Annotated in this window: 28 protein-coding genes; 16 read left to right on the top strand and 12 right to left on the bottom strand. The window is 62.7% G+C overall.

From position 1 onward, the window contains the following. The 6 genes from nosZ to L981_RS05520 all read left to right on the top strand — a co-directional run. Nucleotides 1-1817: TAT-dependent nitrous-oxide reductase (gene nosZ, locus L981_RS05545; RefSeq protein ID WP_043612634.1), on the top strand; the 1817-nt coding region annotated here is incomplete at its 5' end. 3 nt (nucleotides 1818-1820) lie between these two features. Beyond that, nucleotides 1821-3149, top strand: coding sequence for a nitrous oxide reductase family maturation protein NosD (locus L981_RS05540; RefSeq protein ID WP_043612632.1), 1329 nt, complete (start codon nucleotides 1821-1823; stop codon nucleotides 3147-3149). Continuing rightward, complete coding sequence (locus tag L981_RS05535; RefSeq protein WP_043612630.1) at nucleotides 3115-4014, top strand: ABC transporter ATP-binding protein; 900 nt, start codon at nucleotides 3115-3117, stop codon at nucleotides 4012-4014. The genes L981_RS05540 and L981_RS05535 overlap by 35 nt, the downstream gene beginning before the upstream one ends. Then, nucleotides 4011-4832 carry an ABC transporter permease gene (locus L981_RS05530; protein WP_043612627.1) on the top strand — a complete coding sequence of 274 codons (822 nt, stop codon included), beginning with the start codon at nucleotides 4011-4013 and terminating at the stop codon, nucleotides 4830-4832. Before L981_RS05535 ends, L981_RS05530 begins: the two co-directional genes overlap by 4 nt. Next, nucleotides 4829-5410, top strand: coding sequence for a nitrous oxide reductase accessory protein NosL (locus L981_RS05525; RefSeq protein WP_043612624.1), 582 nt, complete (start codon nucleotides 4829-4831; stop codon nucleotides 5408-5410). Before L981_RS05530 ends, L981_RS05525 begins: the two co-directional genes overlap by 4 nt. Nucleotides 5411-5414: 4 nt before the next feature. Continuing rightward, nucleotides 5415-6326 (top strand): FAD:protein FMN transferase, encoded by a 912-nt coding sequence (locus L981_RS05520; RefSeq protein ID WP_043612622.1) that lies wholly within the window; start codon nucleotides 5415-5417, stop codon nucleotides 6324-6326. 124 nt (nucleotides 6327-6450) lie between these two features. On the opposite strand, the gene L981_RS05515 is transcribed toward L981_RS05520, so the two are convergent. The 9 genes from L981_RS05515 to L981_RS05475 all read right to left on the bottom strand — a co-directional run bounded on the left by L981_RS05515 (nucleotide 6451) and on the right by L981_RS05475 (nucleotide 15451). After that, on the bottom strand, nucleotides 6451-6717 hold the full coding sequence (locus L981_RS05515) for a helix-turn-helix domain-containing protein (protein WP_245281586.1): 267 nt from the start codon (nucleotides 6715-6717) through the stop codon (nucleotides 6451-6453). 180 nt (nucleotides 6718-6897) lie between these two features. Next, the gene (locus L981_RS05510; RefSeq protein WP_043612619.1) at nucleotides 6898-7773 is read right to left on the bottom strand and encodes a glycine betaine ABC transporter substrate-binding protein; all 876 of its coding nucleotides are present in this window, start codon (nucleotides 7771-7773) and stop codon (nucleotides 6898-6900) included. Between the two features lie 71 nt (nucleotides 7774-7844). Next, a complete protein-coding gene (locus L981_RS05505; RefSeq protein ID WP_043612617.1) occupies nucleotides 7845-8729 on the bottom strand; it encodes a proline/glycine betaine ABC transporter permease in 885 nt (294 codons plus the stop codon). Between the two features lie 23 nt (nucleotides 8730-8752). Next, a complete protein-coding gene (gene proV, locus L981_RS05500) occupies nucleotides 8753-9985 on the bottom strand; it encodes a glycine betaine/L-proline ABC transporter ATP-binding protein ProV (protein WP_052201613.1) in 1233 nt (410 codons plus the stop codon). Nucleotides 9986-10305: 320 nt separating this feature from the next. Continuing rightward, complete coding sequence (locus L981_RS05495; protein WP_245281585.1) at nucleotides 10306-10749, bottom strand: PRC-barrel domain-containing protein; 444 nt, start codon at nucleotides 10747-10749, stop codon at nucleotides 10306-10308. Nucleotides 10750-10944: 195 nt separating this feature from the next. Beyond that, nucleotides 10945-11832 carry an aldose 1-epimerase gene (locus tag L981_RS05490; RefSeq protein WP_043612616.1) on the bottom strand — a complete coding sequence of 296 codons (888 nt, stop codon included), beginning with the start codon at nucleotides 11830-11832 and terminating at the stop codon, nucleotides 10945-10947. A gap of 3 nt (nucleotides 11833-11835) precedes the next feature. Further along, nucleotides 11836-12786 carry an L-arabinose ABC transporter permease AraH gene (gene araH / locus L981_RS05485; RefSeq protein WP_043612614.1) on the bottom strand — a complete coding sequence of 317 codons (951 nt, stop codon included), beginning with the start codon at nucleotides 12784-12786 and terminating at the stop codon, nucleotides 11836-11838. After that, the gene (araG, locus tag L981_RS05480) at nucleotides 12783-14297 is read right to left on the bottom strand and encodes an L-arabinose ABC transporter ATP-binding protein AraG (RefSeq protein ID WP_043612640.1); all 1515 of its coding nucleotides are present in this window, start codon (nucleotides 14295-14297) and stop codon (nucleotides 12783-12785) included. The genes araH and araG overlap by 4 nt, the downstream gene beginning before the upstream one ends. A 170-nt stretch (nucleotides 14298-14467) precedes the next feature. Beyond that, on the bottom strand, nucleotides 14468-15451 hold the full coding sequence (locus tag L981_RS05475) for an arabinose ABC transporter substrate-binding protein (RefSeq protein ID WP_043612612.1): 984 nt from the start codon (nucleotides 15449-15451) through the stop codon (nucleotides 14468-14470). Between the two features lie 182 nt (nucleotides 15452-15633). Here L981_RS05475 and L981_RS05470 point away from each other — a divergent pair, with 182 nt between their 5' ends. The 6 genes from L981_RS05470 to L981_RS05445 all read left to right on the top strand — a co-directional run bounded on the left by L981_RS05470 (nucleotide 15634) and on the right by L981_RS05445 (nucleotide 21932). Beyond that, nucleotides 15634-16401 carry a FadR/GntR family transcriptional regulator gene (locus L981_RS05470; RefSeq protein ID WP_156133976.1) on the top strand — a complete coding sequence of 256 codons (768 nt, stop codon included), beginning with the start codon at nucleotides 15634-15636 and terminating at the stop codon, nucleotides 16399-16401. Nucleotides 16402-16455: 54 nt separating this feature from the next. Continuing rightward, entirely contained in the window at nucleotides 16456-17604 is a 1149-nt protein-coding gene (dgoD, locus tag L981_RS05465; protein ID WP_043612610.1) for a galactonate dehydratase, read from the top strand. 11 nt (nucleotides 17605-17615) lie between these two features. Continuing rightward, nucleotides 17616-18392 (top strand): SDR family oxidoreductase, encoded by a 777-nt coding sequence (locus L981_RS05460; RefSeq protein WP_043612608.1) that lies wholly within the window; start codon nucleotides 17616-17618, stop codon nucleotides 18390-18392. Between the two features lie 159 nt (nucleotides 18393-18551). Beyond that, nucleotides 18552-20267, top strand: a complete 1716-nt coding sequence (araD, locus tag L981_RS05455) for an L-arabinonate dehydratase (RefSeq protein WP_043612607.1) — start codon at nucleotides 18552-18554, stop codon at nucleotides 20265-20267. Nucleotides 20268-20277: 10 nt separating this feature from the next. Further along, nucleotides 20278-21180: a dihydrodipicolinate synthase family protein gene (locus tag L981_RS05450; protein ID WP_052201612.1), complete on the top strand. Its 903-nt coding sequence runs from the start codon at nucleotides 20278-20280 to the stop codon at nucleotides 21178-21180. Between the two features lie 50 nt (nucleotides 21181-21230). Continuing rightward, the gene (locus tag L981_RS05445) at nucleotides 21231-21932 is read left to right on the top strand and encodes a FadR/GntR family transcriptional regulator (protein WP_043612605.1); all 702 of its coding nucleotides are present in this window, start codon (nucleotides 21231-21233) and stop codon (nucleotides 21930-21932) included. Between the two features lie 49 nt (nucleotides 21933-21981). Here the strand turns inward: L981_RS05445 and L981_RS05440 are convergent, their stop codons facing one another. Continuing rightward, entirely contained in the window at nucleotides 21982-22284 is a 303-nt protein-coding gene (locus L981_RS05440; RefSeq protein WP_043612603.1) for a putative quinol monooxygenase, read from the bottom strand. Nucleotides 22285-22615: 331 nt separating this feature from the next. After that, nucleotides 22616-23473 carry a LysR family transcriptional regulator gene (locus tag L981_RS05435; RefSeq protein ID WP_043612601.1) on the bottom strand — a complete coding sequence of 286 codons (858 nt, stop codon included), beginning with the start codon at nucleotides 23471-23473 and terminating at the stop codon, nucleotides 22616-22618. A gap of 91 nt (nucleotides 23474-23564) precedes the next feature. Between L981_RS05435 and L981_RS05430 the strand changes: the two genes are divergently transcribed. The 4 genes from L981_RS05430 (at nucleotide 23565) to L981_RS34375 (ending at nucleotide 26272) form a co-directional block, all read left to right on the top strand. Beyond that, nucleotides 23565-24350: an SDR family oxidoreductase gene (locus L981_RS05430; RefSeq protein ID WP_043612600.1), complete on the top strand. Its 786-nt coding sequence runs from the start codon at nucleotides 23565-23567 to the stop codon at nucleotides 24348-24350. A gap of 16 nt (nucleotides 24351-24366) precedes the next feature. After that, a complete protein-coding gene (locus L981_RS05425) occupies nucleotides 24367-25074 on the top strand; it encodes a ribonuclease activity regulator RraA (protein WP_043612598.1) in 708 nt (235 codons plus the stop codon). Continuing rightward, complete coding sequence (locus L981_RS05420) at nucleotides 25071-25997, top strand: dihydrodipicolinate synthase family protein (RefSeq protein ID WP_043612596.1); 927 nt, start codon at nucleotides 25071-25073, stop codon at nucleotides 25995-25997. Before L981_RS05425 ends, L981_RS05420 begins: the two co-directional genes overlap by 4 nt. Before the next feature lie 125 nt (nucleotides 25998-26122). Next, nucleotides 26123-26272: a hypothetical protein gene (locus L981_RS34375; protein ID WP_156133975.1), complete on the top strand. Its 150-nt coding sequence runs from the start codon at nucleotides 26123-26125 to the stop codon at nucleotides 26270-26272. A gap of 132 nt (nucleotides 26273-26404) precedes the next feature. On the opposite strand, the gene L981_RS05415 is transcribed toward L981_RS34375, so the two are convergent. Next, a partial coding sequence (locus tag L981_RS05415; protein WP_043612594.1) for an aldehyde dehydrogenase family protein occupies nucleotides 26405-26604 on the bottom strand: 200 nt, incomplete at its 5' end.

Below are 26604 nucleotides of genomic sequence, written 5' to 3'. Positions count from 1 at the left end.
CAGGACTGGCAACGCCGGCCCGTGCCGCGACAGGCGCCGACGGCTCGGTCGCACCGGGCAAGCTGGACGACTATTACGGCTTCTGGTCCTCCGGCCAGACAGGCGAAATGCGCATTCTCGGCATCCCCTCGATGCGCGAGCTGATGCGGGTGCCGGTATTCAACCGTTGCTCGGCCACCGGCTGGGGCCAGACCAATGAATCGATCCACATCCACCAGCGCACGATGTCGGAGAAGACGAAAAAGCAGCTCGCCGCCAACGGCAAGAAAATCCACGACAACGGCGACCTGCACCACGTCCACATGTCCTTCACCGACGGCAAATATGACGGCCGCTTCCTGTTCATGAACGACAAGGCCAATACGCGCGTGGCGCGCGTGCGCTGCGACGTGATGAAGACCGACGCCATCCTGGAGATCCCCAACGCCAAGGGCATCCACGGCATGCGTCCGCAGAAATGGCCGCGTTCGAACTATGTGTTCTGCAACGGCGAGGACGAGGCCCCGCTCGTCAACGACGGCTCGACGATGACCGACGTGGCGACCTACGTAAACATCTTCACCGCCGTCGATGCCGACAAGTGGGAAGTGGCCTGGCAGGTGAAGGTCTCGGGCAACCTCGACAATTGCGATGCCGACTACGAGGGCAAGTGGGCGTTCTCCACCAGCTACAACTCGGAAATGGGCATGACGCTGGAAGAGATGACCAAGTCCGAGATGGATCATATCGTCGTCTTCAACATCGCCGAAATCGAGAAGGCCATTAAGGCCGGCCAATATGAGGAGATCAACGGCGTCAAGGTGGTGGACGGGCGCAAGGAGGCCAAGTCGCTTTTCACCCGCTACATCCCGATCGCCAACAACCCGCACGGCTGCAACATGGCGCCGGATAGGAAGCATCTGTGCGTCGCCGGCAAGCTCTCGCCCACCGTCACCGTGCTGGACGTGACGAAGTTCGATGCCCTGTTCTACGACAATGCCGAGCCGCGCAGCGCCGTGGTGGCAGAGCCGGAGCTGGGCCTCGGCCCGTTGCACACCGCTTTCGACGGCCGTGGCAACGCCTATACCTCGCTGTTCCTCGACAGCCAGGTGGTAAAGTGGAACATTGACGAGGCCATCCGCGCCTATGCCGGTGAAAAGATCAATCCGATCAAGGACAAGCTCGACGTCCAGTACCAGCCCGGCCACCTGAAGACGGTGATGGGCGAAACACTGGATGCCGCCAACGACTGGCTCGTTTGCCTTTGCAAGTTCTCGAAGGACCGGTTCCTGAATGTCGGCCCGCTGAAGCCGGAAAACGATCAGCTGATCGACATTTCCGGTGACAAGATGGTGCTGGTCCATGACGGCCCGACCTTCGCCGAGCCGCATGATGCCATCGCAGTCTCCCCCTCGATCCTGCCGAACATCCGCTCCGTCTGGGATCGCAAGGATCCGCTCTGGGCCGAAACGCGCAAGCAGGCCGAGGCCGATGAGGTCGACATCGACGAGTGGACCGAGGCCGTGATCCGCGACGGCAACAAGGTTCGCGTCTACATGACCTCGGTCGCGCCCAGCTTCAGCCAGCCGAGCTTTACGGTGAAGGAGGGCGACGAGGTCACGGTCATCGTCACCAATCTGGACGAGATCGACGATCTCACCCACGGCTTCACCATGGGCAATCACGGTGTGGCGATGGAGGTCGGCCCGCAGCAGACGAGCTCCGTCACCTTCGTTGCGGCCAATGCTGGCGTCTACTGGTACTATTGCCAATGGTTCTGCCATGCCCTGCACATGGAAATGCGCGGCCGCATGTTCGTGGAACCGAAGGACGCCTGATCGATGCGGCTGTCCGTTCTCCTGATCGGTCTTCTTCTCGCCTCTCCGCTCTTCGCGGCGGAACGCGCAGTCGTGCCGGGTGCGGGCAGTCTTGCCGCAGCCATCGCCGGGGCGGAGCCCGGCGATGTGCTGACACTGACCGACGGGGCCTATCGCGGCCCCGTTACCATCGACCGCCCACTGACGATCACCGGTCCCCGCGGAGCGGTGGTGGACGGGCTCGGGCAGGGTAGCGTGATGACGATTGCCGCGCCGGACGTCACCTTGAGAGGTTTCACCGTCACCGGTTCGGGTCGCATCAACCAGGATCTCGACGCCGGGGTCAAAATCGTTCAGGGCGCCGATCGCGCCCGTGTCGAGAAACTGCTCGTTACCGACAACATGCACGGCATCGACGTCCATGGCGGCCGCGACGCGATTGTCTCTGAAAACGAGATCATCGGCACGCGCAGCCCGCGCATGAACGAGCGCGGTAACGGCATCTATGTCTGGAACAGCCCCGGCACGCTGCTTCAGGACAATATTATCCGCTACGGTCGCGACGGCATCTTTTCGAACGCCAGCGCCGACAGCATCTATCGCCGCAACATCATGCGCGACCTGCGTTTTGCCGTACACTTCATGTACACCCGCAACACCGAGGTTTCCGACAACATCTCGATCGGCAACCATCTCGGCTTCGCGATCATGTTCTCCAACCGCGCGAAGATCCTGAACAATCTTAGTCTCGGCGACCGCGAACACGGGCTGATGCTGAACTATGCCAACAATGCCGACGTGTCGGGCAATCTGGTGCGCGGCGGCACGAAGAAATGCCTTTTCATCTACAACGCCCACAAGAACCTGGTCTGGGGAAACCGCTTCGAGAGCTGCGGCATCGGCATTCATTTCACCGCCGGTTCGGAAAAGAATGTGCTGACAGGCAACGCCTTCATCGCCAACCGCGAGCAGGTCAAATATGTCGGCACCCGCAACATGGAATGGAGCCATGAAGGCCGCGGCAATTTCTGGTCCGATCATCCGGCCTTCGACCTCAACGGCGACGGCATTGCCGACAGTTTTTACCGCCCCAACGACCTGATGGACCAGATCCTCTGGTCGCAGCCCGCGGCAGGCCTGCTCACCGGTTCGCCGGCCGTGCAGATCGTTCGCTGGAGCCAACGGGATTTTCCCGCCACCCTGCCTGGAGGCGTGCGCGACAGCGCGCCGCTGATGCGCCCCCTGAGCATCCCTGTCCCGCCCGACATCCTTGCCTACGAGGCGGAGGCCGCAGGGCGCTGGACTGAAGGAAATTACGATGACACCGACGCTGACAATCTCCAGGCTCACTAAGCGTTTCCAATCGGTGGAAGCGCTGAAGTCCGTTTCCCTTGCGCTGGAACCGGGACGGCGCGCGGCACTGCTCGGCCATAACGGTGCCGGCAAGTCGACGATGATGAAGATCGTGCTCGGTCTCATCCCCTTCGACGCCGGCGAGGTTTTGGTTTGCGGCTCGGCGCCCGGTTCGCCCGCCGCGCGGGCCCAGGTGGCATATCTGCCGGAAAATGTCGCCTTTCACCCGGCTTTGACGGGAGAGGAACAGCTTCGCCACTATCTCGCGCTGCGCGGTGAAAGCCCGGCGCTGGCCATAGAGCTTCTTGCGCGCGTCGGGCTTGGTCATGCCGCGCGGCGTCGGATCGGCACCTATTCCAAAGGCATGCGCCAGCGCGTGGGTCTGGCCCAGACGCTGATCGGCCGCCCCCGCCTGCTGGTGCTCGACGAACCGACCTCGGGCCTCGACCCGGTGTCGCGACGGGACTTCTACGACCTGCTCGACGGGTTGGCCGCAGAAGGGACCGCCATCCTGCTCTCCTCCCACGTGTTGACCGAGGTGGAAGCTCGCACCGACAGCATCCTCATCCTGTCCGGTGGGGAGCTGGTGGCGGAAGGTACGCTTGCCGATCTTCGGACCCGTGCGGCACTTCCGGTCGCCTTTTCCGTTCGCCCCGCACCGGGCCATGCGCCGGCACTGGCCGCGACCTTTCCCGACGGTGTGCAAGGGGAGGACGGCCTCCTGCGCCTTCGTGGTTCGCAGTCGGAAAAACTGCCGCTTCTTGCCCGTATCGCGGCACTTGGGAGCGCCGTTGCCGATCTCGATGTCATCCCGCCCAGCCTCGAGGACATCTATAGCCACTTTAGCCGGAGGGACGGGCAATGACGCGCATCCTTGCCACCGCCGTCAGCGAATTCCGCATCGCTTTCCGCAATCGCTGGGTCTCCATCGCCACCGGCATGATGGTGCTGTTCGCCCTGGTGCTTGCCGCCGCCGGCTCTGCCCCGACGGGCGATGTCGGCGTCGACCGGCTCTCCGTAACGGTCGCCTCGCTCACCTCGCTTGCGGTCTATCTGGTCCCGCTTTTGGCATTGCTGATGAGTTTCGATGCGGTGGCTGGCGAGGTGGAACGCGGCACACTGCCACTGCTTCTGACCTACCCCGTCTCGCGCCTGCAGATCCTGCTCGGCAAACTTCTGGCGCATCTCGCAATCCTCGCTCTTGCCGTGACGCTTGGCTATGGCGCCGCGGCGCTCGCAGCCGTGTGGTTCGATCCTGGAGCGACCGCAGGGCTTGGCGCGCTCTGGCGGCTGATCTGGTCCTCGGTGCTGCTGGGCGCGACCTTTCTTGGCACCGGCTACGCGCTTTCGGCTTTGGCTCGACGGCCGTCGGGGGCGGCGGGCCTGGCCATCGCGCTCTGGCTGGTGGCGGTGGTGCTCTACGATCTTGCCCTATTGGCGCTCATCGTGACGGATGGCGGCGGTGCCTTCACCACACACGCATTGCCCGTCGCTCTGCTTGCCAACCCTGCCGATGCCTTCCGCGTCTTTAACCTCTCGGCCGCACAAGCGGTTTCTGCCGCCGGCGGACTGGGTGGCGCCGCCGGCGCGATCCCGCTTTGGCAATCGGCGGCCTCTCTTCTCACCTGGCCACTGGCCGCCATCGCACTGGCCGCCGCAGCCTTCCGAAAGGTGACCCCATGAGGAACCGACTTCGCTTCGTCCTCGTCGCTGCCGCCCTGGTGCTGCTTTCCTCCTGCAAGGAGGACGTGGCCCAAAGCATCGTGCCGCAGGACATGACGCCCGAGACACTCGGCCATTACTGCCAGATGAACCTTCTGGAGCACCCCGGCCCGAAGGCGCAGATCTTTCTGGAAGGAAGCCCCGCACCGCTCTTCTTCAGTCAGGTGCGCGACGCGATCGCCTATGCGCGCGGCCCGGAGCAGATTGCGCCGATCCTCGTTATCTACGTCAACGACATGGGGGCTGCAGGGGCAACCTGGGACCAGCCCGGTGACGGCAACTGGATCGCCGCCGACAAGGCGTTCTACGTGGTCGGCTCTGCCCGGCGAGGCGGCATGGGTGCGCCCGAAGCTGTGCCGTTCTCAAGCCGCGACGAGGCTGCGGCCTTCGTCCTTGCCGAGGGCGGCCAGGTGCTCGCGCTCGCCGATATCACCGATGCCATGGTTTTGACGCCGGTGGAGACCGGCCCGGAACCGGGCGCGGACGACGAAGACTATCTCGGCCGTCTGCGCGCATTGCCCCATCCTGCCGGAGGTTGACCCCATGCTTGTGACCCGACGCCGCCTGATTGCAATTTCTGCAGTTCTCGCAACAGCGCCCGCCATCGCCCGTGCCAACGCGGCAACCCGTTTCTGGACAGGTCAGGCGCTTGGCGCGCGTGCCTCGATCCGCATCGAGCATCCAGAGGCAGAGGCCATTGTCGCCAGGGTCATGACGGAGATCGATCGCCTGGAAAACGTCCTCAGCCTCTACCGTGCGAACAGCGCGCTTTGCCGACTGAACCGCGACGGCCATCTTCAAGATCCGCCATTCGAGCTTTTGGAATGTCTGTCACTGGCCGACGCAGTCCACCTGGCAAGCGGCGGGCGCTTCGATCCGACGGTGCAGCCGCTCTGGACGCTCTGGGCTCAATCGGCTGCAAGCGGCACGCGACCCGGCCCAGCGGACGTTGATCGCGTGCGTGGCAACGTTGGCTGGGGCAAGGTCAAGCTTGATGCAGCAGCAATCACGCTGCATCCGGGCATGGCGCTGACGTTGAACGGCATCGGCCAGGGGTATGTCGCCGACCGTGTGGCAGCAATGCTTGAAGCTGAGGGACTGACGGATATTCTGATCGATACCGGCGAGTTCCGTGCACTCGGGGGGCAACCGGGCGGCGGCGGATGGCCGGTCCGACTGGAATCAGGCGAGCGCCTGCCTTTGCGCCAGCGGGCGGTCGCGACCTCCGCCCCTCTGGGCACGACCTTCGATCAGGCAGCCAGAGACGGACATATCCTCGACCCCACGACCGGAATGCCCGCACCGGCAAACTGGCGCTCCGTCTCGGTCTCGGCACCGTCCGCCGCCATCGCCGACGCACTGGCGACAGCAGCATGCCTGATGCCGGATGCCGGATCGATCCTTGCGATGAACGCGCATTTTGAAGGCGCCCGCCTGGAAGCGGCATCCGTTTAAGGGGCAATCAAGCAACGTCGTCGGGGGCCTCTGCCCCGATCGACGAAAGCAAGGCGGCGGCTGCCTTAGCAACGATGGCCTTGGTGTTCTTCCGGCGTTCGGCCGGACGGGTAGTCCTAGCGGACTACCTCGACTCGACTGGTCCTGTTCCCCGCCCATCGAGGAGCCAGGCGATGTTGACCTGCAGGATGCCGGCCATCATATCGAGGCGGTTGGCCCTCGGCTCGGCGCGGTCGTTTTCCCAGCTGATCCAGGTCTCCTCGGTAACACCCGCGATCGCGGATATCTGTTCGACCGAAAGGTTGATGGCATCGCGGGCAAGCGAAATGCGGCCGCCGATCGTGTCGTCTGTGGCGTCCGCCGTGGCGCGGGGTGCAAGCATGTCGTTCATGATGTCGAGGATCCTTCTGTCGGGAGGAACGCGCGCAACGAGATCGCGGGCGTCGGTCGGACGCTAAGGCCCGTCGCGTGAAAAATGGTTCACACTCCAGGCTTTAAGCTCTTGTTTTTATGAATGTCGTCGCCGCAAAACCGCTGCGCACTTTTACGCGACATGCATTAGCGGCCAAGCTCAGCCATCGTCTTTGGCGAGCCAGGCTTTGATCTGGTCCGGATGATCCGCGATGTACTTGTCGACTGCCTCTTCGTAGGACGTCTGCTGGGCGTTGAACATCGCGGCTTCGAGATCGCCTATCGGCAGCTTCATGCGCGACAGCAGGCCTGAAACGTCAGGGTTGTCCTTCTCGATGTCCTTGCGTGCCAGCACGTCCACCCGTTCGGCCTTGCCGAGCGCGTTCTTCGGATCCGCAATATAGCGAAGCTCGTACTTGCCGAACATCCAATGCGGGCTCCAGGCCGTGGCGACAAACCAATCCTTCTTGCGCATCGCCCGGTCAACCGTCGTCAGCATGCCGGCCTCACTGGAGATCTGCAGCTTGTATCCGTCGAGCGCGTAGTCCTTGACTGCCTGCTCGGACAGGCGTGTAAGGCCCGCGCCGGGATCGATGCCCTCGATCCGGCCCTTGAGCTTCTCCTTCACGTCGTCTTTCTTCAGGTCGTCGATCGAGGCGATGGCGTCTTCGGGAATGTATTTCGGCACCACCCAGCCGAGCCTGGCACCGTCGTAAACGGTCCCAAGCGTCGTTACCTTGTCCTTCACCTTGGCGAAGTAGTCGGCGTGCGTTTCCGGCAGCCAAGCCATCATCATGGCATCGAGGTCGCCACGGCCCACCCCCTGGTAAAGCGGCGCGATGTCCGTCTGGACCAGTTCGACCTCCTGGCCGAGTTCGTCCTTGATCAGTTTTGCGGCGAGCTTGGTGACGAACTCGGCGTCCGACCAGGCGGCCCAGCCGATCCTCACAGGTGGCTTTTCTTCTGCGGCAGCCGCGCCGAACGTACCGGCGGCGATGCCGGCCGCAAGGCTGATGGTCGCGAGGGTCTTGAACATGGGTGCTCCTTTCAGGAAGGTTTGCAGTCGGCAACGCGAACGTCGCCAGATGGATAGGAACGTCCGCAGCGTCAGGCCGTGACGGGGGAGGTCTGAGGTTGTTCCTGTCGCCGGCGGAACAGGACGCGCCACGGGCTGGCGCGCTCCTTGCCGAAGCTCTGGGTGATCCGGTCGAGAATGACGGCGAGAATGACGACGGCGAGACCGCCTTCGAAACCGGTTCCGACGTCGAGACGCTGGATCCCGGTCAGGACCGTGTTGCCGATGCCGCCCGCACCGATCATCGAGGCGATCACCACCATGGAGAGCGAAAGCATGATCGTCTGGTTTATGCCCGCCATGATCGAAGGCATGGCGTTGGGCAGTTGTACCTTTACCAGCAGCTGCCAGGCGGTGCAGCCGAAGGCGTTGCCGGCCTCGATGAACTCCACATGCACCTGACGGATGCCGAGATTGGTGAGCCGCACGACCGGCGGCATCGAGAAGATGACCGTTGCGATCGTCCCGGGCACGGCGCCAAGGCCGAAGAACATCGCCGCAGGGATGAGATAGACGAAGGCCGGCATCGTTTGCATGAGGTCGAGCATGGGGCGTACGGCTGCCGCGACGCGATCGCTGCGCGCCATGGCAATGCCGAGCGGCAGGCCGATGAGCATGGCGACGAGCGTTGATGCGATAACCAGCGACAGCGTTTCCATCATTGCGGACCAAAGGCCCATGTGTTCGACCAGCAGCAGGGAAAGGGCGGTAAAGACCGCAAAGCCGAAGCCGACCCGCCACAGCGACAAGAGCACGAAGATCGCAAGCCCGAGGGCCAAGGGGGCGGCGAGAAGTGCAGCCTGGATGCTGTTGGTCACGGTGCCGATGGCAGCGGCGATCAGATCGAGCAGCGGTGCAAAATTGTCGAGGATGTAGTTGACGGCGCTGTCGACGCCGTCACCGATATCGAAAGTCATGGATTGTCTCCGAAAGGGCTGGATCAGGCGGTGCGATCGAGCGTTTCGAGCAGCGCGGATTTGCTGATCGAGCCGAGGTAGCGGTTGGCTTCGTCGATGACGGGCATGGGGAAGGGGCTTGCAGCCACCTTGCCAAGCACGTTGGACAAGCTTTCCGACGCGAGGATCGGCTCGATATCTGGCAGGAAGGCGCGCCGATAGGGATCGGCGGCGCCGTCTCGGGCGGTCGCGATCAACGAGGATCGGCTGATCATGCCGTGATAGGTCTTGTCGCGGCCGAGAATGATGGCGACCTCGCGATCGTAGTGCTCCATGCGCTCAAGGGCAGCTGCGGCCGAAACGCCCTGTCGTTCGATGATCGTCACCTGCGTCTTGCGGGCGACGTCGCCGGCGCGGAACACCTGAGAGACATCGACATTGCGGAAGAACGACCGCACATAGTCGTTGGCGGGCTTCAATACGATCTCGTCCGGGGTGCCTACCTGCACGACCTCACCATTTTGCATGATGCAGATGCGGTCGCCGATCCGCATGGCTTCGTCGAGATCGTGGCTGACGAAGACGATGGTCCGACTGTGTTCAGCCTGAAGGCGAACGAGTTCGTCCTGCATCTCGGTGCGGATCAGCGGGTCAAGCGCGGAAAAAGCCTCGTCCATGAGCAGTACCGAAGGCTCGGCGGCGAGCGCTCGCGCCAGGCCGACGCGCTGCTTCATGCCGCCGGAGAGCTGGTCGGGGCGGCTGTCGTCGTAACCTTCCAGCCCGACAGCGTGCAGAGCCGTTCGGGCGCGCGCCTTGCGCTCGGCCTCGCCGACGCCGGCGACCTCGAGGCCGAAGGCCGCGTTGTCGACAACGCTGCGGTTCGGCAGCAGCGCGAAGGACTGGAAGACCATGCTGATGTCGCGGCGGCGCAAGGCGATCAGTTCGCTGCGCGGCAAGCGCGCCACGTCTTTGCCGTCGATCTCGATGGAGCCGGAGGTCGGTTCGATCAGGCGGTTGAGGAGGCGCAGCATCGTCGATTTGCCGGAACCCGAAAGTCCCATGATGACGAAGATCTCGCCGGCGCGAATGTCGAAGGTCGCGTTGTTGACGCCGATGGTGCAGCCCGTCTCGGCGTGGATCTCCGCCTTGGTGCTACCCGCCTTAAGCAGGTTCAGCGCCTCGTCCGGCCGCTCGCCAAAAACCTTGAAAACGTTCTTGATACTGATCTTGACCGGTTGCTCGTCGGCCGAGCGGTCGCTCTCAGTTTGAAGTGCCATATGTTCTGGGCCCCGGCTCCGGAAGCGGGGCACTCTCCTTCGTGTTTGAAAGGCTGATGAAACGATCAGCGAAACGGAAAAGCGCACGACCAGAAAGGACTGCGCAAACACGACATCATGTCGCAATCAGATTGCCTTTTGGCATGCCTATACAGAAATGTCCACATTGGGAGAATAGAAAACTAAGTTTTGGCGATTATTATCGCTGAAAATGGAATGCTTTCGCGCTCCTGAAGGCGATCGTCAGCGGCGGTGTGCAGGGCGCCTCGGCGACGAAAAACGCGTTCGCCGGAGAGGCGAACGCGCGCGGCAGCCGGTCTTTATTTCTTCAGCTTGCCGTAGTCGAACTTAGGTGCCTTGGAGAGGTCATCCTTGTTGGTGTCGACGTAGGCCTTCCAAGTGCCGTTGTCGTTGGCAAGGGCAAGTGACGCCGGGTCGATGACGACATAGCTCTCGCCCAGGCCGAGGAAACCGCCGACGCTTGCGACGATGCCGATGACGGACTTGCCGTCGCCGATGACGACGTCGGAGATCTCGCCGATCGTCTCGTTCTGCTTGTTGTAGATATCGACGCCGATGAGCTGCGAATTGACGATATCGGTATCTTTGATTTCCACATATTTCAGCGGCATCGTTGCGGCGGTGCCCATCGTGATGCCGGGGCCGACCAGCATCGCATCTGCGCCGTTTGCTGCGGGTTCTTGCGCGAAGGCGGCGCTGGAAACGAGGGCAAGGGAAAGCGCGGCGGCGGTCACATAATTCATGCATATCTCCTGTTCAGTCTCACCACCGACCGGCGCGGTCGTGGCGGCATTTAAACGGAGCTTGCTCAAAAAAGTTCCACGGAATCATTGGTATAAGCAATCTTCCCCACGACCGGACGATCGATCGAAGCTATTGCCTGGGGTGCCTTTAAACGATTGCGGCGTTCCGGATGCGAAACCGCTCCTTGCGAACCGCTACCCGCTCGCCAGGTCCTCGACGCTGAGCGCGATCGTTCCCGTCACGGTTTGGAGAGGCTGAAGCCGGACGAGGCCGCCGTCTCGTTGATCGCGGTGCGCGTTCGGCCGATGGCTCATCGGCTCGAAGCAAAAGAAGCTGCTTGTCGCCGACGGCGAATAGAGGACGAAGAACCGAAAATGCCCATCGGCTTCCAGCGAAACGGCCAGCCCCGTTTCCGGCCATTCGATGCGGGCTCGTCCATCCCAACCGTCGAAGGCATTGTTTGCCCAGTTCGGGGGCAAGGGGGAGCCGAATGCAAAGTTCATGCTCTGAGGGATGGGGCCGGGACGGCCTGGCAGATGACCTTCCCGTTCGCTCCAATATCGGTCGGCACGGGCAAAGAGCCGCGTTTCAGGCGTACGCGGAAAGTATGGATGGAAGCCCAGTCCATAGGGCAGGGTCTGGTCGGCGCGGTTGGTGATGGCGAGCGAGAGGATCAGGCGGGCTCCGTCGATGGCGATCGTCTGTACCGCTTCATAGGCAAAGGGGGTGGCAACGCTTGCCTCCTGGTCAAAGCGAAGAGTGACCGATTGCCGGTTGCGCTGCAGGATCCACCAACGCCCAAGCCAGCCGTCTCCGTGCAAAACCAGCGGATCGGTCGTGTTTGCTTCCAGCCTGTAGTCACGCCCTTCGAATTGGAAGCCATTGGCCTCGATGCGATTACCGAAGGGCACCAACGGAAAGCAGGCCTCGACGCCGAACATTTGCGAGGCAAACCCCGGTGCTGGCGTCGGCGCGAACACAGGTATGCCGCGCCAGCGAGCCGACAGGATCGCGCCGCCAAACGGGCTCACCTCGACGGCGAGCCCTTCTTCGTTTTCGAGGAGAACAATGTCTTCCGTCATGCCTTAACTGCGACGACCGGCGGCGGCCGAGCGCAGATTGTCGAGCAGCACGGCGAGCAGAAGGATCAGGCCGCGCACGACATATTGGTAGAAGGCCTGGATGTTGAGGAGGTTCATGACGTTTTCGGCAATGCCCATGATGAGAACGCCAACGATTACGCCGGTCATGGCCGCTCGGCCGCCGGCCAGCGACACGCCGCCGAGCACACACGCCGAGATGACCGAGAGCTCGAGACCTGTTGCGGCATTTGGCTGGCCCGAAGTGATGCGCGAGGCGAGCAGCACTCCGGCAACGGCGCAGACGAGGCCCTGCAGCGCGAAGATCCAGATGCGCATGTTGGAAACGTTGACGCCGGCTAGCCGCGAGGCTTCCGGGTTGCCGCCGATTGCCAGCGTGTTTTTGCCGAAGACGGTGCGGTTCAAGACGAAGCCGAACACGAGGAAAAAGACGCCCATCACCCAGATCGGCGTCGGGATGCCCAGGAACTTCGACAGCGCCAGCTGGTAGAAGCTCGGATCGTTGATGCCGACGGCGCGGCCATCGGAGGCAATCAGTGCAAAGCCACGCACGATCTGCATGGTGGCAAGCGTCGTGATCAGCGCGTTGATGCGGAAATGCGCAATCACCACGCCGTTGACGAGGCCGACAAAGCCGCCGCACAGGAGTGCCGCTATCAGGCCGACAAGGATCGAGCCAGAGGCGTTCGATGCCATGACGGCGGCCATGCCCGAGAAGGCGACGGTGGAGCCGACCGAGAGGTCGAAGTCGCGCGAGGCGAGGCAGAACATCATCGTGCAGGCAACGATGCCGATGGTGACGACCGATTGCAGCAGGCCGAGCATGTTGCGCTCGGTCAGGAAGTTCGGAACCGTCAGTGCGACGATGGCGAAGGCGACGGCGAAGATGACGACCAGACCCTGTTCGCCGAGTAGAAGTTTTTTCAAGGAAGTCATGACGGCTGAACCTGCTCGGTTGGAACATCGGGAAGGGCGGCGGCGAGGATGCGGCGTTCGTCGAAATCTGCGCGCGCGAAATCTGCGGCGATCCGGCCCTGGCACATGACGAGGATGCGGTCGGTAATGCCCATCACCTCGGGCAACTCGCTGGAGATGACGACGATCGCCATGCCCTGACCGGCGAGTTCGTAGAGGATTTCGTAGATCTCCGATTTGGCGCCGACATCGATGCCGCGCGTCGGCTCATCGATGATCAGCACCTTCACGCCCTGTTCGGAGAGCCAGCGGCCAAGGATGACCTTCTGCTGGTTGCCGCCGGAGAGATTGATGATGTCCTGCTTGCGCGATGGCGTGCGCACCCGAAGCTTGGCGATAAAGCGGTCGGCCAGTTCCGCTTCCTTCTTGAGGTTGAGGATGCCGAAGGGCGAAAAGTGCCGGCGCGACGAGATCGCCATGTTTTCTTCGATGCTGCGCCCCTGGACGATGCCGTCGAACTTTCGGTCCTCCGGGCAGAGCACCATGCCGGCGCGGATCGATTGTGGCGGGTTATCGGCCGGAACGATCGCGCCGTCGATCGTCACGGTTCCCTGGTGGCGCCTGTCTGCGCCATAGGCCAGCCGGGTCATCTCGCTGCGGCCAGCGCCGATCAGGCCGAAAAAGCCGAGGATCTCGCCGCGCCGGACCGAGAAGCTCAAGGGCGTCTTCAGCTTCGGGCCGCAGATCGCGTCGACGCGCAGACGTTCAGTACCGAGATCGCGGCCGCGCCAGCCCCAGATGTTGGAGATCTCGCGTCCGACCATCTCGGCGATGATCTGGTCGCGCGTGACCTTGGAAATGTCGGGATGATGGGCGGCAAGCTTGCCGTCGCGCAGCACCGTCAGACTGTTGCAAAGCCGGAAGATCTCGTCGAGCCGGTGGGACACGTAAAGGATAACAGTGCCGTTCGAACGCAGGCGATCGATCAGGGCAAACAGGATTTCGCTCTCGCGGGACGACAGCGACGAGGTCGGCTCGTCGAGCGCAATGACGCGCGCATCGAGCATCACCGCCTTGGCGATCTCGACCATCTGGCGCTCACCGATCGAGAGCGAGGCGATCTTGGCGGACGGATCGACGTCGATGCCGATTTCCGCGAGCTTCTCGCCGACGACGCGAAGCAACTGGCGGCGATCGATAACGCCCGCCTTGCCGGGGAAGTGGCCGAGCCAGAGGTTTTCGGCCACGGTCAGCTCCGGAACGAGCTGCAGCTCCTGATGGATGACGATGACGCCGGCGCGGAAGGCGTCGCGCACGGAGCGATAGCTCTGCGTCTCGCCGTCGATGCGGATATCTCCCTCATCGGCGGACTGGTCTCCGGAGAGCAGGCGGATGAGCGTCGACTTGCCCGCGCCGTTCTCGCCCATGAGGCCATGGACGGCACCTTTGCGCACGGAAAACGAGACATCCGATAGCGCCTGGACACCGGGATAGCCCTTGGAGATCGATTGGAATTCGAGAAAATCTTGCATGCGCGGCTCCGAAGCGGAATGCCAGGCAGTCGAGCCGCCGGGCCGATAGAGCGGGATGAGGTGTGCGCGGTTTTCCGCTCGCATCCCGCTCTAAACTACCAGAATCGATCACGTTTATTGTTTGGGTCGGTCAGACCCAAACACTCGTGATCTGGTGTCGCGGAACGCGATTACTCGATGCCGAGATCCTTGCGCACGACCTCGTAGTTGTCGCGAAGCGCAAGCTGGCCGGCGGTCAGCGTCAGCTTTTCCGGTTCCTTGCCGTTGGCGATCCACTCATACATGTTGAGTGCGGTCTCGTAGCCGTGGCGCTTCGGCGAGATGATGACGGTGCCGAAGAAGCCGGTCGCGGCAGGCTTCTTGAACTCGTTGATCGCCGAATCCGCGCCGCCGATGCCGACGCCGATCATGCTGTCGGGCGCAATGCCGACCGTCTCGGTCGCGCGTACGGCGCCGAGCACCGCTTCGTCATTGAGGCCGATCGCAACCCACTTCTTGATGCCGGCGTTCTTGTTGAGCACGATCGTCGAGGCGTTGAGTGCTGCCTCTGTGTCGGTCTTGGCCTGCGGTGCATCGAAGATGTTGGCTTCCGGGAAGCCGTTGGCCTTGAGAACCGAGAGTGCGCCCTCGACGCGGTCGACCGCGGTCGGGAGCTGATCGTAGGACACGCGGATAGCGCCGACGTCCTTCATGTCCCAGCCACGCTTCTTGATTTCGTCGACCAGGGCCTGACCGACGGCTTCGCCGATTTTCGTCGCCGAAATGCCCATGTGAGGCACGTCTTCGATCGGGCTGCCGTCGGCGTTGACCAGCCGGTCGTCGACCGTCATCAGCTTGAGGTCGTTGGCGGCCGCCTTGGCGACGATGCCGGGGCCGAGCTTGACGTCAGGGGTGCAGACGATGAAGCCCTGCGCGCCCTGGGCGCCGAGATTGTCGATTGCCGACTGAACCTTCTCGCCGTCTTCCGCGCCGATCTTGACGAGCGTGAAGCCCTTTTCCTTGGCGGCGACGTCGGCGAACTTCCATTCGTCCTGGAACCACGGCTCTTCCGGCTGCTTGACGATGAAGCCGATCTTGACGTCGGCAGCGAACGCCGAGGTTGCCGCAAACACGGCGACGGTACCAGCCAGAATGGCTGCCTTGATAAAGCGCATGATGTCTCTCCCTGGTGAACTGCCTCCTGCAGTGAGCATTTGTGTATGATGAATCATCATATTCGTCAATTGCCTTTGTATGATGAATGCGATAGTGATGTATAACGATAACGTGCTTCGCTGCGTTGTCGCCTTCAAGCGTCTGCGCTATGGAGCGACAGGGAGACGGAAGCGGGAGGAAAATGGCGGTGGAAGAGCAAGACTACAGCAACGGCGCGGAGGAGCGCGGCCAGCGTCGCCCTCGCGTTCAGAAGAATGTGACGCGCGCCATCGCCTCGGACATTTGCACCGACGTCTTTCCGGTCGGTTCCTTCCTGCCGCGTGAAAACGACCTCTGCGAACGCTATGGCGTCAGCCGCACCGTCATCCGCGAAACCTTGAAGGTGCTGGAATCGAAGGGCATGGTCCGCGGCCGCTCCCGGGTGGGCACGATCGTCTGCAACAAGGACGAGTGGAACATCCTCGATTCCCAGGTGCTCGAATGGATCGGCGAGCGCATCTTCGAATTCGACCTACTGAACTGCGTTCTGGAGGCGCGCCGGGCGATCGAGCCGGCGGCCGCTGAGTTTGCAGCCGAGCGCGCGACCGTCCAGGAAATCGCCGACCTCGAGCACGCCTGGCAGGCGATGCGTGACGGCGAGCGCGATGTCGTCGGCTTCACCGATGCCGACGTCGCTTTTCATACCTGCCTGCTCAAGGCCAGCCATAACCAGGTCTTCCTGCAACTCGTCGGCATCATCCAGGCGGCGCTGAAGTTCTCGCTGTATGCCTCCAACGAAGTTGCCGAACGTCGTGACGAAGCAATCGATATCCATGGCGAACTGGTCGAGGCCCTGCGTCTGCGCGACAAGGCACGGGCGCGCGACTGTTCCACGCGCATGCTGGATCTCGCCGCCCGCGACCTCAAGCTTGCCGTCGAACGTCACCGGCCCGCCCCGTCGGCGCGCTGAAACCCTTTCCCGGACGGCCGTCGCCGCCCTGCCCCACCCAGCGGATATCGCACCATGAAGATCACCAAGCTCACCACCTATATCGTTCCGCCGCGTTGGCTGTTTTTGAAGATCGAGACCGACGAAGGCATCGTCGGTTGGGGGGAGCCGGTTGTTGAAGGCCGCGCCCTGACCGTGGAAGCCGCCGTCAACGAGCTTGCGGACTATCTGATCGGCAAGGATCCGCTGCTGATCGAGGACCATTGGCAGGTCATGTATCGCGGCGGCTTCTACCGCGGCGGTGCCGTCCACATGTCGGCGATCGCAGGCATCGACCAGGCGCTCTGGGACATCAAGGGCAAGGCCTACGGCCAGCCGGTGCATGCGTTGCTCGGCGGCCAGGTGCGCGACCGCATCAAGGTCTATTCCTGGATCGGCGGCGACCGTCCGTCCGATGTCGCCAAAAATGCCCGCGACGTGGTCGCCCGCGGCTTCAAGGCGATCAAACTCAACGGCTGCGAAGAAATGCAGATCGTCGACACCTGGGAGAAGGTGGAAAAGGCGGTCGAAACCATTGCCACGATCCGTGAGGCGATCGGCCCGCACATCGGCATCGGCGTCGATTTCCACGGCCGCGTGCACCGGCCGATGGCGAAGGTCTTGGCGAAGGAGCTTCAGCCCTTCAACCTGATGTTCATCGAAGAGCCGGTGCTTTCGGAAAACCGCGAAGCGCTTAAGGAGATCGCCAACCATTGCTCGACGCCGATCGCGCTCGGGGAGCGGCTCTATTCGCGCTGGGACTTCAAGTCGGTGCTGTCCGACGGCTATGTCGATATCCTGCAGCCGGACCTGTCACATGCCGGCGGCATCACCGAATGCCGCAAAATTGCTGCGATGGCGGAAGCCTACGACGTGGCGCTTGCGCCGCATTGCCCACTCGGACCGATCGCGCTTGCCGCCTGCCTCCAGGTCGATGCCGTCAGCTACAACGCCTTCATCCAGGAGCAGAGCCTCGGCATCCATTACAACACAGGTAACGACATTCTCGACTACATCTCCAACAAGGAAGTCTTCCACTACGCGGATGGCTTCGTGTCGATCCCGCAAGGCCCTGGCCTCGGCATCGAGGTGGACGAACAATATGTCATCGAGCGGGCAAAGGAAGGCCATCGCTGGCGCAACCCGATCTGGCGCCACGCCGATGGCAGCGTCGCCGAGTGGTAGGAAGCGCGGACATGGCGGGTCGTCTTGAGGGAAAACGCGTCGTCGTCACCGGGGCGGCACAAGGGATAGGCCTCGCGATCGCCGAAGCTTTCCTTGGGGAGGGGGCGAGCCTCTTCCTCATCGACCGTGACGGCGATCTCTTGGCGACCGAAGCCGAGCGGCTGCGTGCGGCGGGCGGAAAGGTCGGCTGCGCCACGGCCGACATTACCGATGCGGATGCCATTGAGCAGACCGTTGCTGCCGCCGCGCGTGAGATCGGCCAGCCGAATGCGCTCGTCAACAATGCCGGCGTCAACGTATTCTTCGAGCCGTTGAAACTGTCGGACGCCGACTGGCAGCGCTGCTTCGACATCAATCTCAAGGGCGCGTGGAACTGCAGCAAGGCTGTGCTGCCGGGCATGATCGAGGCGGGCGGCGGCGTCATCCTCAATATCGCCTCGACCCACGCCTTCACGATCATCCCGCACACCTTCCCCTATCCGGTCGCCAAACATGCGCTTCTCGGTATGACCAAGGCGCTGGGGCTCGAATATGCCGGGCAGGGCGTTCGCGTAAATGCGCTGGCACCCGGCTATGTCCGCACGCAGAAGGCCGTTGAATACTGGAACAGCTTCCCCGATCCGGTCGCAGCCGAGGCCGAGACGATGAAGCTCCATCCCGGCGGCCGCATCGCAACACCGGGGGAGATCGCCAAGGCTGCGCTGTTCATGATCTCGGACGAATGCCCGTTCATGAACGCCACCTGCCTGACAGTCGATGGCGGCATGAGCGTTCTGCATCATCCCTGAGCAGCTACTTCGACAGCTCACTTTTTGAAACCTCCGGCGTTACGCGCCGGAGGTTTTTCTTTGCCTCGACGTTCGTCGTTCATCGCTTGACCGAAAATAACTCCGATTATATGAGAAATATAAAAGAGCGTAGGGCGCTCGAGGTTATCGGGAGGGCACATGTCCAGAAAATTGAGATCACAGAATTGGTTTGGCGGACTGGACAAGGACGCCTTCATTCACCGCAGCTGGATGAAGAACAACGGTTTGCCTGACGATGTCTTCGACGGTCGGCCGGTGATCGGCATCTGCAACACCTTCTCGGAGCTGACGCCTTGCAACGCGCATTTCCGCGGACTGGTGGAGCACATCAAGGCGGGCGTGCTCGAGGCCGGTGGCCTGCCGCTGGAGTTCCCGGTGTTTTCCTGCGGCGAGTCCAATCTGCGGCCGACCGCCATGCTCTTCCGCAACCTCGCCTCGATGGATGTCGAGGAGGCGATCCGCGGCAACCCCATCGACGGCGTCGTGCTGATGGCGGGCTGCGACAAGACCACCCCGTCGCTGGTGATGGGGGCGGCCTCCTGCGATCTTCCTTCGATTGTCATCTCCGGCGGACCGATGTTGAACGGCCGCTTCAAGGGCCGGACGATCGGCTCGGGGACGGACGTGTGGAAGTTTTCCGAAGACGTGCGTGCCGGTGTCATGTCGCAACAGGATTTCATGGCCGCCGAAAGCGCCATGTCGCGCTCGCCGGGCCATTGCATGACGATGGGCACCGCATCGACCATGGCGTCCATGGTTGAAGCGCTCGGGCTTGCGCTGCCCGGCAATGCCACCTTTCCGGCGGTTGACGCCGGCCGCGCCCGGCTGGCGCGGTTGACCGGTCGGCGGATCGTCGAAATGGTTGCCGAGGACCTTCGCCTGTCGAAGATCCTGACCCGTGACGCCTTCGCCAATGCCATCCGCGTCAACGGCGCCATCGGCGGCTCCACCAACGCCGTCGTGCATCTCCTGGCAATCGCCGGGCGGATTGGCACGAAGCTCTCGCTCGACGACTGGGATCGGTTCGGCCGCGATATTCCGACCATCCTTAATCTCATGCCTTCGGGGCGCTATCTGATGGAGGACTTCCATTATGCCGGCGGGCTGCCCGCCGTCATGAAGGAGATCGCCGTGCTTCTGGAACTCAGCGCCCTGACGGTGACCGGGCAAAGCGTCGGCGCCAACATCGAGTCTGTCGAGAACTGCAACGACGACGTCATCCTGCCGCTCGATCGGGCACTGACATCGAGTGGCGGCATTGCCGTGCTGCGCGGCAACCTTGCGCCTGACGGCGCGATCATCAAGCCTTCCGCAGCGACGCCGACGCTGATGCAGCACCGCGGCCGCGCCGTCGTGTTCGAAACCATCGACCACTACAAGGCGCGGATCGATGATCCGGATCTTAGCATCGACGAGACTTCGATCATGGTGCTGAAGAACTGCGGTCCGAAGGGCTATCCGGGAATGGCCGAGGTCGGCAACATGGCTCTCCCGCAGAAGCTCTTGAAAAAGGGCGTGCGCGACATGGTGAGGATCTCGGATGCCCGCATGTCGGGGACGGCCTTTGGCACCGTCGTCCTGCACACGGCACCCGAAGCTGCGGTTGGCGGCCCGCTGGCCCTGGTAAGGGATGGCGACTGGATTGAGCTCGACGTTGCCGGCCGCCGCCTCCACCTCGATGTGAACGACGAGGAACTGGCGCGCCGAAAAGCCGCCTGGACCGCGCCAACCCCGGAAATGGTCGGTGGTTATCAAGGGCTCTATGTCGAGCGCGTGATGCAGGCCGACACCGGCGCGGATCTCGATTTTCTTGTCGGCAGCCGCGGCCACGCGGTTCCGCGCGAAAGCCATTAAGGAGGCGACGGTGGACGACTTCCGCATCGAAAACCTTCATGGCATCCACGCCATCCTCTACGCGCTCTTCGACAAGGACGAAAAGCTCGACCGCGCCGCCATGCGACGCCAGACGGAAATTTGTTTGGCAAGCGGCGTGCACGGCATGGCCGGGCTCGGCCTTGCGACCGAGGCTTCAAAGCTCGACGAGGCCGAGCGCATGGCGATCATGGAGTGGCTGATCGAGGACACGGGCGGCCAGGTACCGGTCGCCCTGACGATCTTTGGCGCGTCGGTCGAGGAACAGGTGCGCCAGGCGCGGCATGCGGCACGGGCTGGCGCCGACTGGCTGATCCTCCAGCCTCCGATGGTCGGCCAATTCGCGGCTGCCGAATACATCCGCTTCTTCGGCCGCATCGCCGATCAGACCGATCTGCCGCTTGCCATCCAGAATGCGCCGGCGCTGATGGGGCGCGGGCTGACGGCCGCGGATATTCGCGAGCTCGTGCGCCAACACCCGAACATCCGGCTGGTGAAGGGCGAGGGGCCCGTCGTCGATATCGCCCATCTCATTGAGGTCACCGAGGGCCGGCTGCCGGTGTTCAACGGCCGTGCGGGCCTCGAGCTGCTCGAGAACCTGCGCATCGGTTGCCACGGCCTGATCCTTGCGCCTGACTCGATCGATTACGCCGTGCGCGCCTATGAATTCTTTTCAGACGGTTGGGACGAGCACGCGGAAGAGGCCTATCGGCAGATGCTGCCCGGGGTGGTCTTCACCATGCAGGGCATCGAGACGCTGCTTTGTTACGGCAAGCGCCTCTTCGGCGAGCGGGCGGGCATAACGATCCACGACCGTGCGCCAGCCATGCGACCGACTGCACTTGGCATCGAAATGACCCGCCGCTATGCAGCCGCGATGGGTGGCTTTTCCTGATCGGGGCGACCGGCTATGAACGTGGCTGAGATGCAATGGAGAGTGTGGGCATGAAGGCAATCGCTCGGGAGGATCGCGGCCTGCCGGCTCGTATCGCAGGCGATATCGGCCGCCGCATCACGCTCGGCGAACTGAAGGTCGGCGACACCCTGCCGAAGGAAGCGGACATGCTGGCGACGCTCGGCGTCAGCCGCACGACGCTGCGCGAAGCGCTGAAGATCCTGTCGACCAAGGGCTTCATCGAGGCAAAGCCACGGCTCGGGACGCGGGTGCGGGCAGCCGAACACTGGAACACGCTCGATCCCGTCGTGCTGTCTTGGCAAAGCGATGCGGAGGATCAGGCAACGCTTGCCGAAGAACTGTTCGAACTCCGCCTGTCGATCGAGCCGCTTGCCGCACGCCTTGCCGCCAGACGTGGATCTGCGGCCGAACATGCCGAGATCCGCGCCGCCTTCGAGCGGATGGCAGAGGGTGGCGCCCGCGTCGAAGACGCGATCGAGGCCGATATCGCCTTCCACCTCAACATCTTCCAGGCCGCGCACAACCGTTTCCTCCTGCCGGTTGCGTCCGTCATCCGGGCGGCGCTCTCCATCAGCATCCCGAAGACGATGGCGGCGACAGGCGGTTTTGGACAATCCCTGGCCCAGCACGAGGCGATCCTGATCGCGATCGAAGACCGCGACGAGGACAAGGCATTCGACCGCGCAGCAGCCTTGATCGCTTCGACTTACAAGCGCAATTTCGCCTCGTAGCAAGTTGTTCCGGCGGTCGCGCCCGTACGTTCGAGATCGTCACCGCGCCTCAGGTGGAGACCTGATCCAAGAAAATCAGGCGCAGCGGTTCTTCAAGGAGAGCATCGATTTCGGCGGCGAAGGCTTGAAAATGGGGTGTCGCGAAATGTGCGTCGAGCGCAGCCTGGTCGGCGAAAGCCTCGCGCATGTAAAAGGTTCCTGGCTCATCGCGCAGCTCGAACAAGACATAGTCGAGGTTGCCGGGTTCTGCCCGCGTTGGGGCGATGAGGCCGAGCAGGCCTTGCCGGAGAGCGTCGCGCTGGTGCGGCTTGGCCTTCAAGATCGCGATGGAGATTACCTTTTCTTTGGTCATGACGGCTCCTTTCGTCGGGCGGTTGTCTTGGCGATCATCCAGCCGAAGCCTTCCCACGGGCGCGCGAACGACCTTGTCCGTGGTTCTGCGGATGGTTGGTGCAAACGGGTTGAAATGCTTCGGGCCGATCAGGGCACGTCCTCGTCAAAGAGCCCCGATCGACTACGAGTGACGATAGTACCTTGCGGTCTGTTCCGATAATCCGTGACGAACAGAAATGTTATTTCGGAATTGCCGAATAATCTTGGCTCGGTGTGTTCGTACCAGTTCGGGCCGTCGGCCAGTGCCCAAGCCGACCCTCCAGGCAATCGCCGACGCGACCCGCGCTTTTCTATGATCGAATGGCGTCAAGGACGGTCTGGATCAGTCGGCCGGACGGCACGTTGCGCGGCCGGAGCAAGCCGATCTCACGGTTTGGCGCGTTCGGTAGCGGCAGACGCGCAACGCGCAGGTTGTCGAAGAGCGGCGAGCGCCAGTCGGGCATCAGCGATACCCCGAGCCCAGCTTCAACCATCATCGATATGGCTTCCAGTGAATCGAGCTCCAGCCACTCACGCGGAAGAATATGCTGGGTTTGCAGGTAGGTATCGGCCAGTCGGCCGCCCCAGTTGCTTCTGTCGTAACGAATGAATGGCTGCTCGCGAAGCAGGCGATCGACGGGAATGTCTGCAAGGTCCGGCGGGGCCAGGAGAACGAACTGTTCCGACCGGATGAGGTCCCAACTGAGCGTCTTGGGGATGGGGAAGGGCGGTTTGACAAGGATCGCCGCATCGATCCTCTCCTCTGCGACACTGTTATAGAGTTCGGCTGACGTCCCCGGCAGCAGGAAGATGTCGACGCCCGGCATCCTGTCGAAGACCCGCCGCAAGGCGTTCGGAAGCAGGCCGGTCAGAACCGTCGAGATGGCGCCCAGCCGGAGTTCTCCGAATGCCTGGTCGTCGCGCGCCAGGCCCTTCAGCTGCCTGACTTCGGCCAGAACGCGCCGGCTCTTCTCCAGGATTGCGACGCCCGCTTCGGTTGGCTTCACCCGCCTGCCAGACCGCGCAAGAAGAGGCAGTCCGATCTCGTCTTCCAGCGCCTGGATGCGTTGCGCGACCGCCGCTGGCGTGACGCCCATGCGGCGCGACGCCTCGGCGAGAGAGCCATGCTGGACCACTGCCAGAAAGGTTTCGAGAAAGCGTGTTTCCATCGTTAGTTTTTCTATCGTCTGAAGGAATAAAAAGGAAGGTTTTTCTTCCGTTTCAGCCTTGTCATAGTGCCGTCAAACACAGGAGGAAGAGTTGGATCTTCAGTTGAATGGCAAGACGGCGCTCGTATTCGGCGCCGGTGGTGGACTTGGTGGCGCGATCGCCAGATCGCTTGCGGCCGAAGGCGTTTCCGTCGTCGTGGCCGACATCCACGAGGAAAGCGCCAAGGCGACCGCGCAAGCAATCAAGGAGACTGGCGGCAAGGCGATTCCGCTCGTTTGGGATATCGGCGACCTTTCCCTGATCGGTCAGAAGCTCGATGCCATCAAGGCTGCGTTCGGGCCGGTCGACATCCTTGTCAACAACACCGGCGGGCCGCCACCGACGCCAGCCGCCGGGCAGTCGCCCGACGATTGGTCGAAATATTTCGATCTCATGGTTCGCTCGGTGATTGCGGTCACCGATGCGGTGCTTCCGGGCATGCGCGAGCGCAAATGGGGCCGCATCATTACCTCGACGTCTTCCGGCGTCGTCGCGCCGATTGCAAATCTCGGCATATCGAACAGCCTGCGCCTGGCCTTGGTCGGCTGGTCGAAGACCCTGGCGCGAGAGGTCGGCCGCGACGGCATCACCGCAAACATCGTGCTGCCGGGGCGCATCGCCACCGGCCGGATCGTCTTTCTGGACGAGCAGAAGGCCAAGCGCGAGAACCGCCCTGTTGCCGATGTCACGGCTGAAAGCACCGGGTCGATCCCGGTCGGCCGCTACGGCGATCCGAAGGAATATGGCGACACCGTCACTTTCCTTGCGAGCCCCCGCGCCTCCTACATCACCGGCTCAGTCATCCGTGTCGATGGCGGCCTGATCAACAGCATTTGATTTGGGTGGGTCTCCCATGACACTTGAGCCTCACGTCGTTGAAACCCTGAAGAGCGTCTCCACTGCGACGCTCACGACGGTTCTCCTCAAAAAAGGGCTTCGCAACATCTGGATGCGCGGCACGAAGCCGCTGAAGCCCGGCCAGGGACGGGTTGTCGGCAAGGCATTTACGCTGCGCTTCATTCCTGCCCGAGAGGACCTCGCTACGCCTGCAAGCTGGGCGTCGCCAATCTCCACCCGGGCGGCGATCGAAGCGATGCCGGAGGGCTGCATCGCCGTCGCGGATGCGGTGGGCGTCAGTGACGCCGGCATCTTCGGCGACATCCTGTGCGCTCGGATGGCGAAACGCAAAGTTGCCGGCCTCGTCACCGATGGCGTGATGCGGGACGGCGAGGGGGTGCTGGCGAGCGGCATGAAGGTGTGGTGCAATGGCATCGCAGCACCGCCTTCCGTCGCAGGCCTGACCTTCGTTGGATGGCAGGAGCCGATCAATTGCGGCGGCGTTGCCGTTCTGCCTGATGATGTTGTCGTGGTCGACGACGACGGCGCAGTCCTTATCCCGGCCGCGCTCCTCGAAGAGGTGCTCGCTGAGGCACCCGAACAGGAACGCATAGAAGGCTGGATCATGAGCGAAGTGGATCGGGGCGTACCGCTTCCCGGTCTTTACCCGATGAACGCTGAAACGAAGGCCCGCTACGAGGCCTGGAAGGAAAAGCAGAAATGACGTTCAGCACGCAATCCAAGGGCGTCTACGCCATTGCGACGACACCGTTTTTCGAGGACGGCTCGATCGACTTCAACTCGATCGACAAGTTGACGGACTTTTATGAAGAGAGCGGTTGCACCGGTGTCACGATCCTTGGGATCATGGGGGAGGCCCCGAAGCTCGAGCCGGAGGAAAGCCGAGCCATCGTCAAGCGCGTTGTCTCCCGGTCGAAGATTCCAGTGATCGTCGGGGTCTCCGCTCCAGGCTTTGCCAGTATGCGCTCGCTGGCGCGTGACTCGATGGAGATGGGGGCTGCCGGCGTCATGATCGCTCCGCCACCCGCGCTGCGCACGGATGATCAGATCGTCAACTATTTCGCCGGGGCGGTGGAAGCGGTCGGCGAAGATGTGCCGTGGGTTCTGCAGGATTACCCGCTGACCCTCACGGTTGTCATGACACCAGGCGTCATCGCGAAGATCATCACCAACCACCCGTCCTGCCTCATGCTGAAGCACGAGGACTGGCCCGGTCTTGAGAAAATTTCGAAGTTGCGCGCCATGCAGAAGGCGGGCGACCTTCGCGAGTTTTCCATCCTCTGCGGCAACGGCGGCCTGTTCCTCGACTTCGAGCCGGAGCGCGGTGCCGATGGAGCCATGACCGGCTATGGCTTTCCGGACATGCTTAGCGAACTGATGGAGCTTTCTGCGGCCGGAAAGAGGGATGAAGCACACGATCTCTTCGACGCGCACCTGCCTCTGATCCGTTACGAGCAGCAGCTCGGGATCGGCCTTGCCATTCGCAAGCACGTCTTGAAGCGTCGCGGCGTCATCGCCACCGACGCGCAGCGCAAGCCGGCACAGATGCTCACGTCGGCCGCGCGGGCAGAAGTGGATTACCTGCTTGCCCGCGTCGCGCGACACGACAAGCGCGCTGCCCTTTAATTACTCGCCTGTCCCAAGCCCGTCCACCGCCGATCAAAGGCCGCGGGCGGGCTAGAGGGGCCATCCTCCACCATCCTGAGCCGAGGGCCATGAGGACGGGAATTCGGTCTTGGCGATCGTCGAACATGGCGGTTGAAGAACGAGGATTGACGATGCAGGGCCAGGAAGATTTCCTTGAACGAACGTTGCGGATCAGTGTGATCGTTGCGGTCGCCATCTTGCTTGCGACGATCCAGTACGTGGTCTCCTCGCGATCTCTCTATCCCGCTCTTTGAGAGAAAGCCGCGCTCGCGCGCCTTAAGCTGGCGGCCTTGGCTGCTTTCCTCGCGCATCTCTTTCAACAAGCGAAACAGCCCTGCCACCCAACAAGCCAGTCGCTTGATGGGTGGCAGGGCTTTGCCCGAGACTTACGCCAGCGTGTAGGCGGTCTTGACGGTTGTGTAGAATTCCGCGGCGTAACGCCCCTGCTCGCGCGAGCCGTGTGACGAGCCCTTGCGGCCGCCAAACGGCACGTGAAAGTCGACGCCCGCCGTCGGCAGGTTGACCATCACCATGCCGGCTTCCGCATTGCGCTTGAAATGGGTCGCATGCTTGAGGCTCGTGGTGG

It is taken from the genome of Ensifer sp. ZNC0028 (assembly GCF_000799055.1).
Classification (GTDB): Bacteria; Pseudomonadota; Alphaproteobacteria; order Rhizobiales; family Rhizobiaceae; genus Ensifer.
This window is presented reverse-complemented; position numbering and strand designations above follow the sequence as displayed.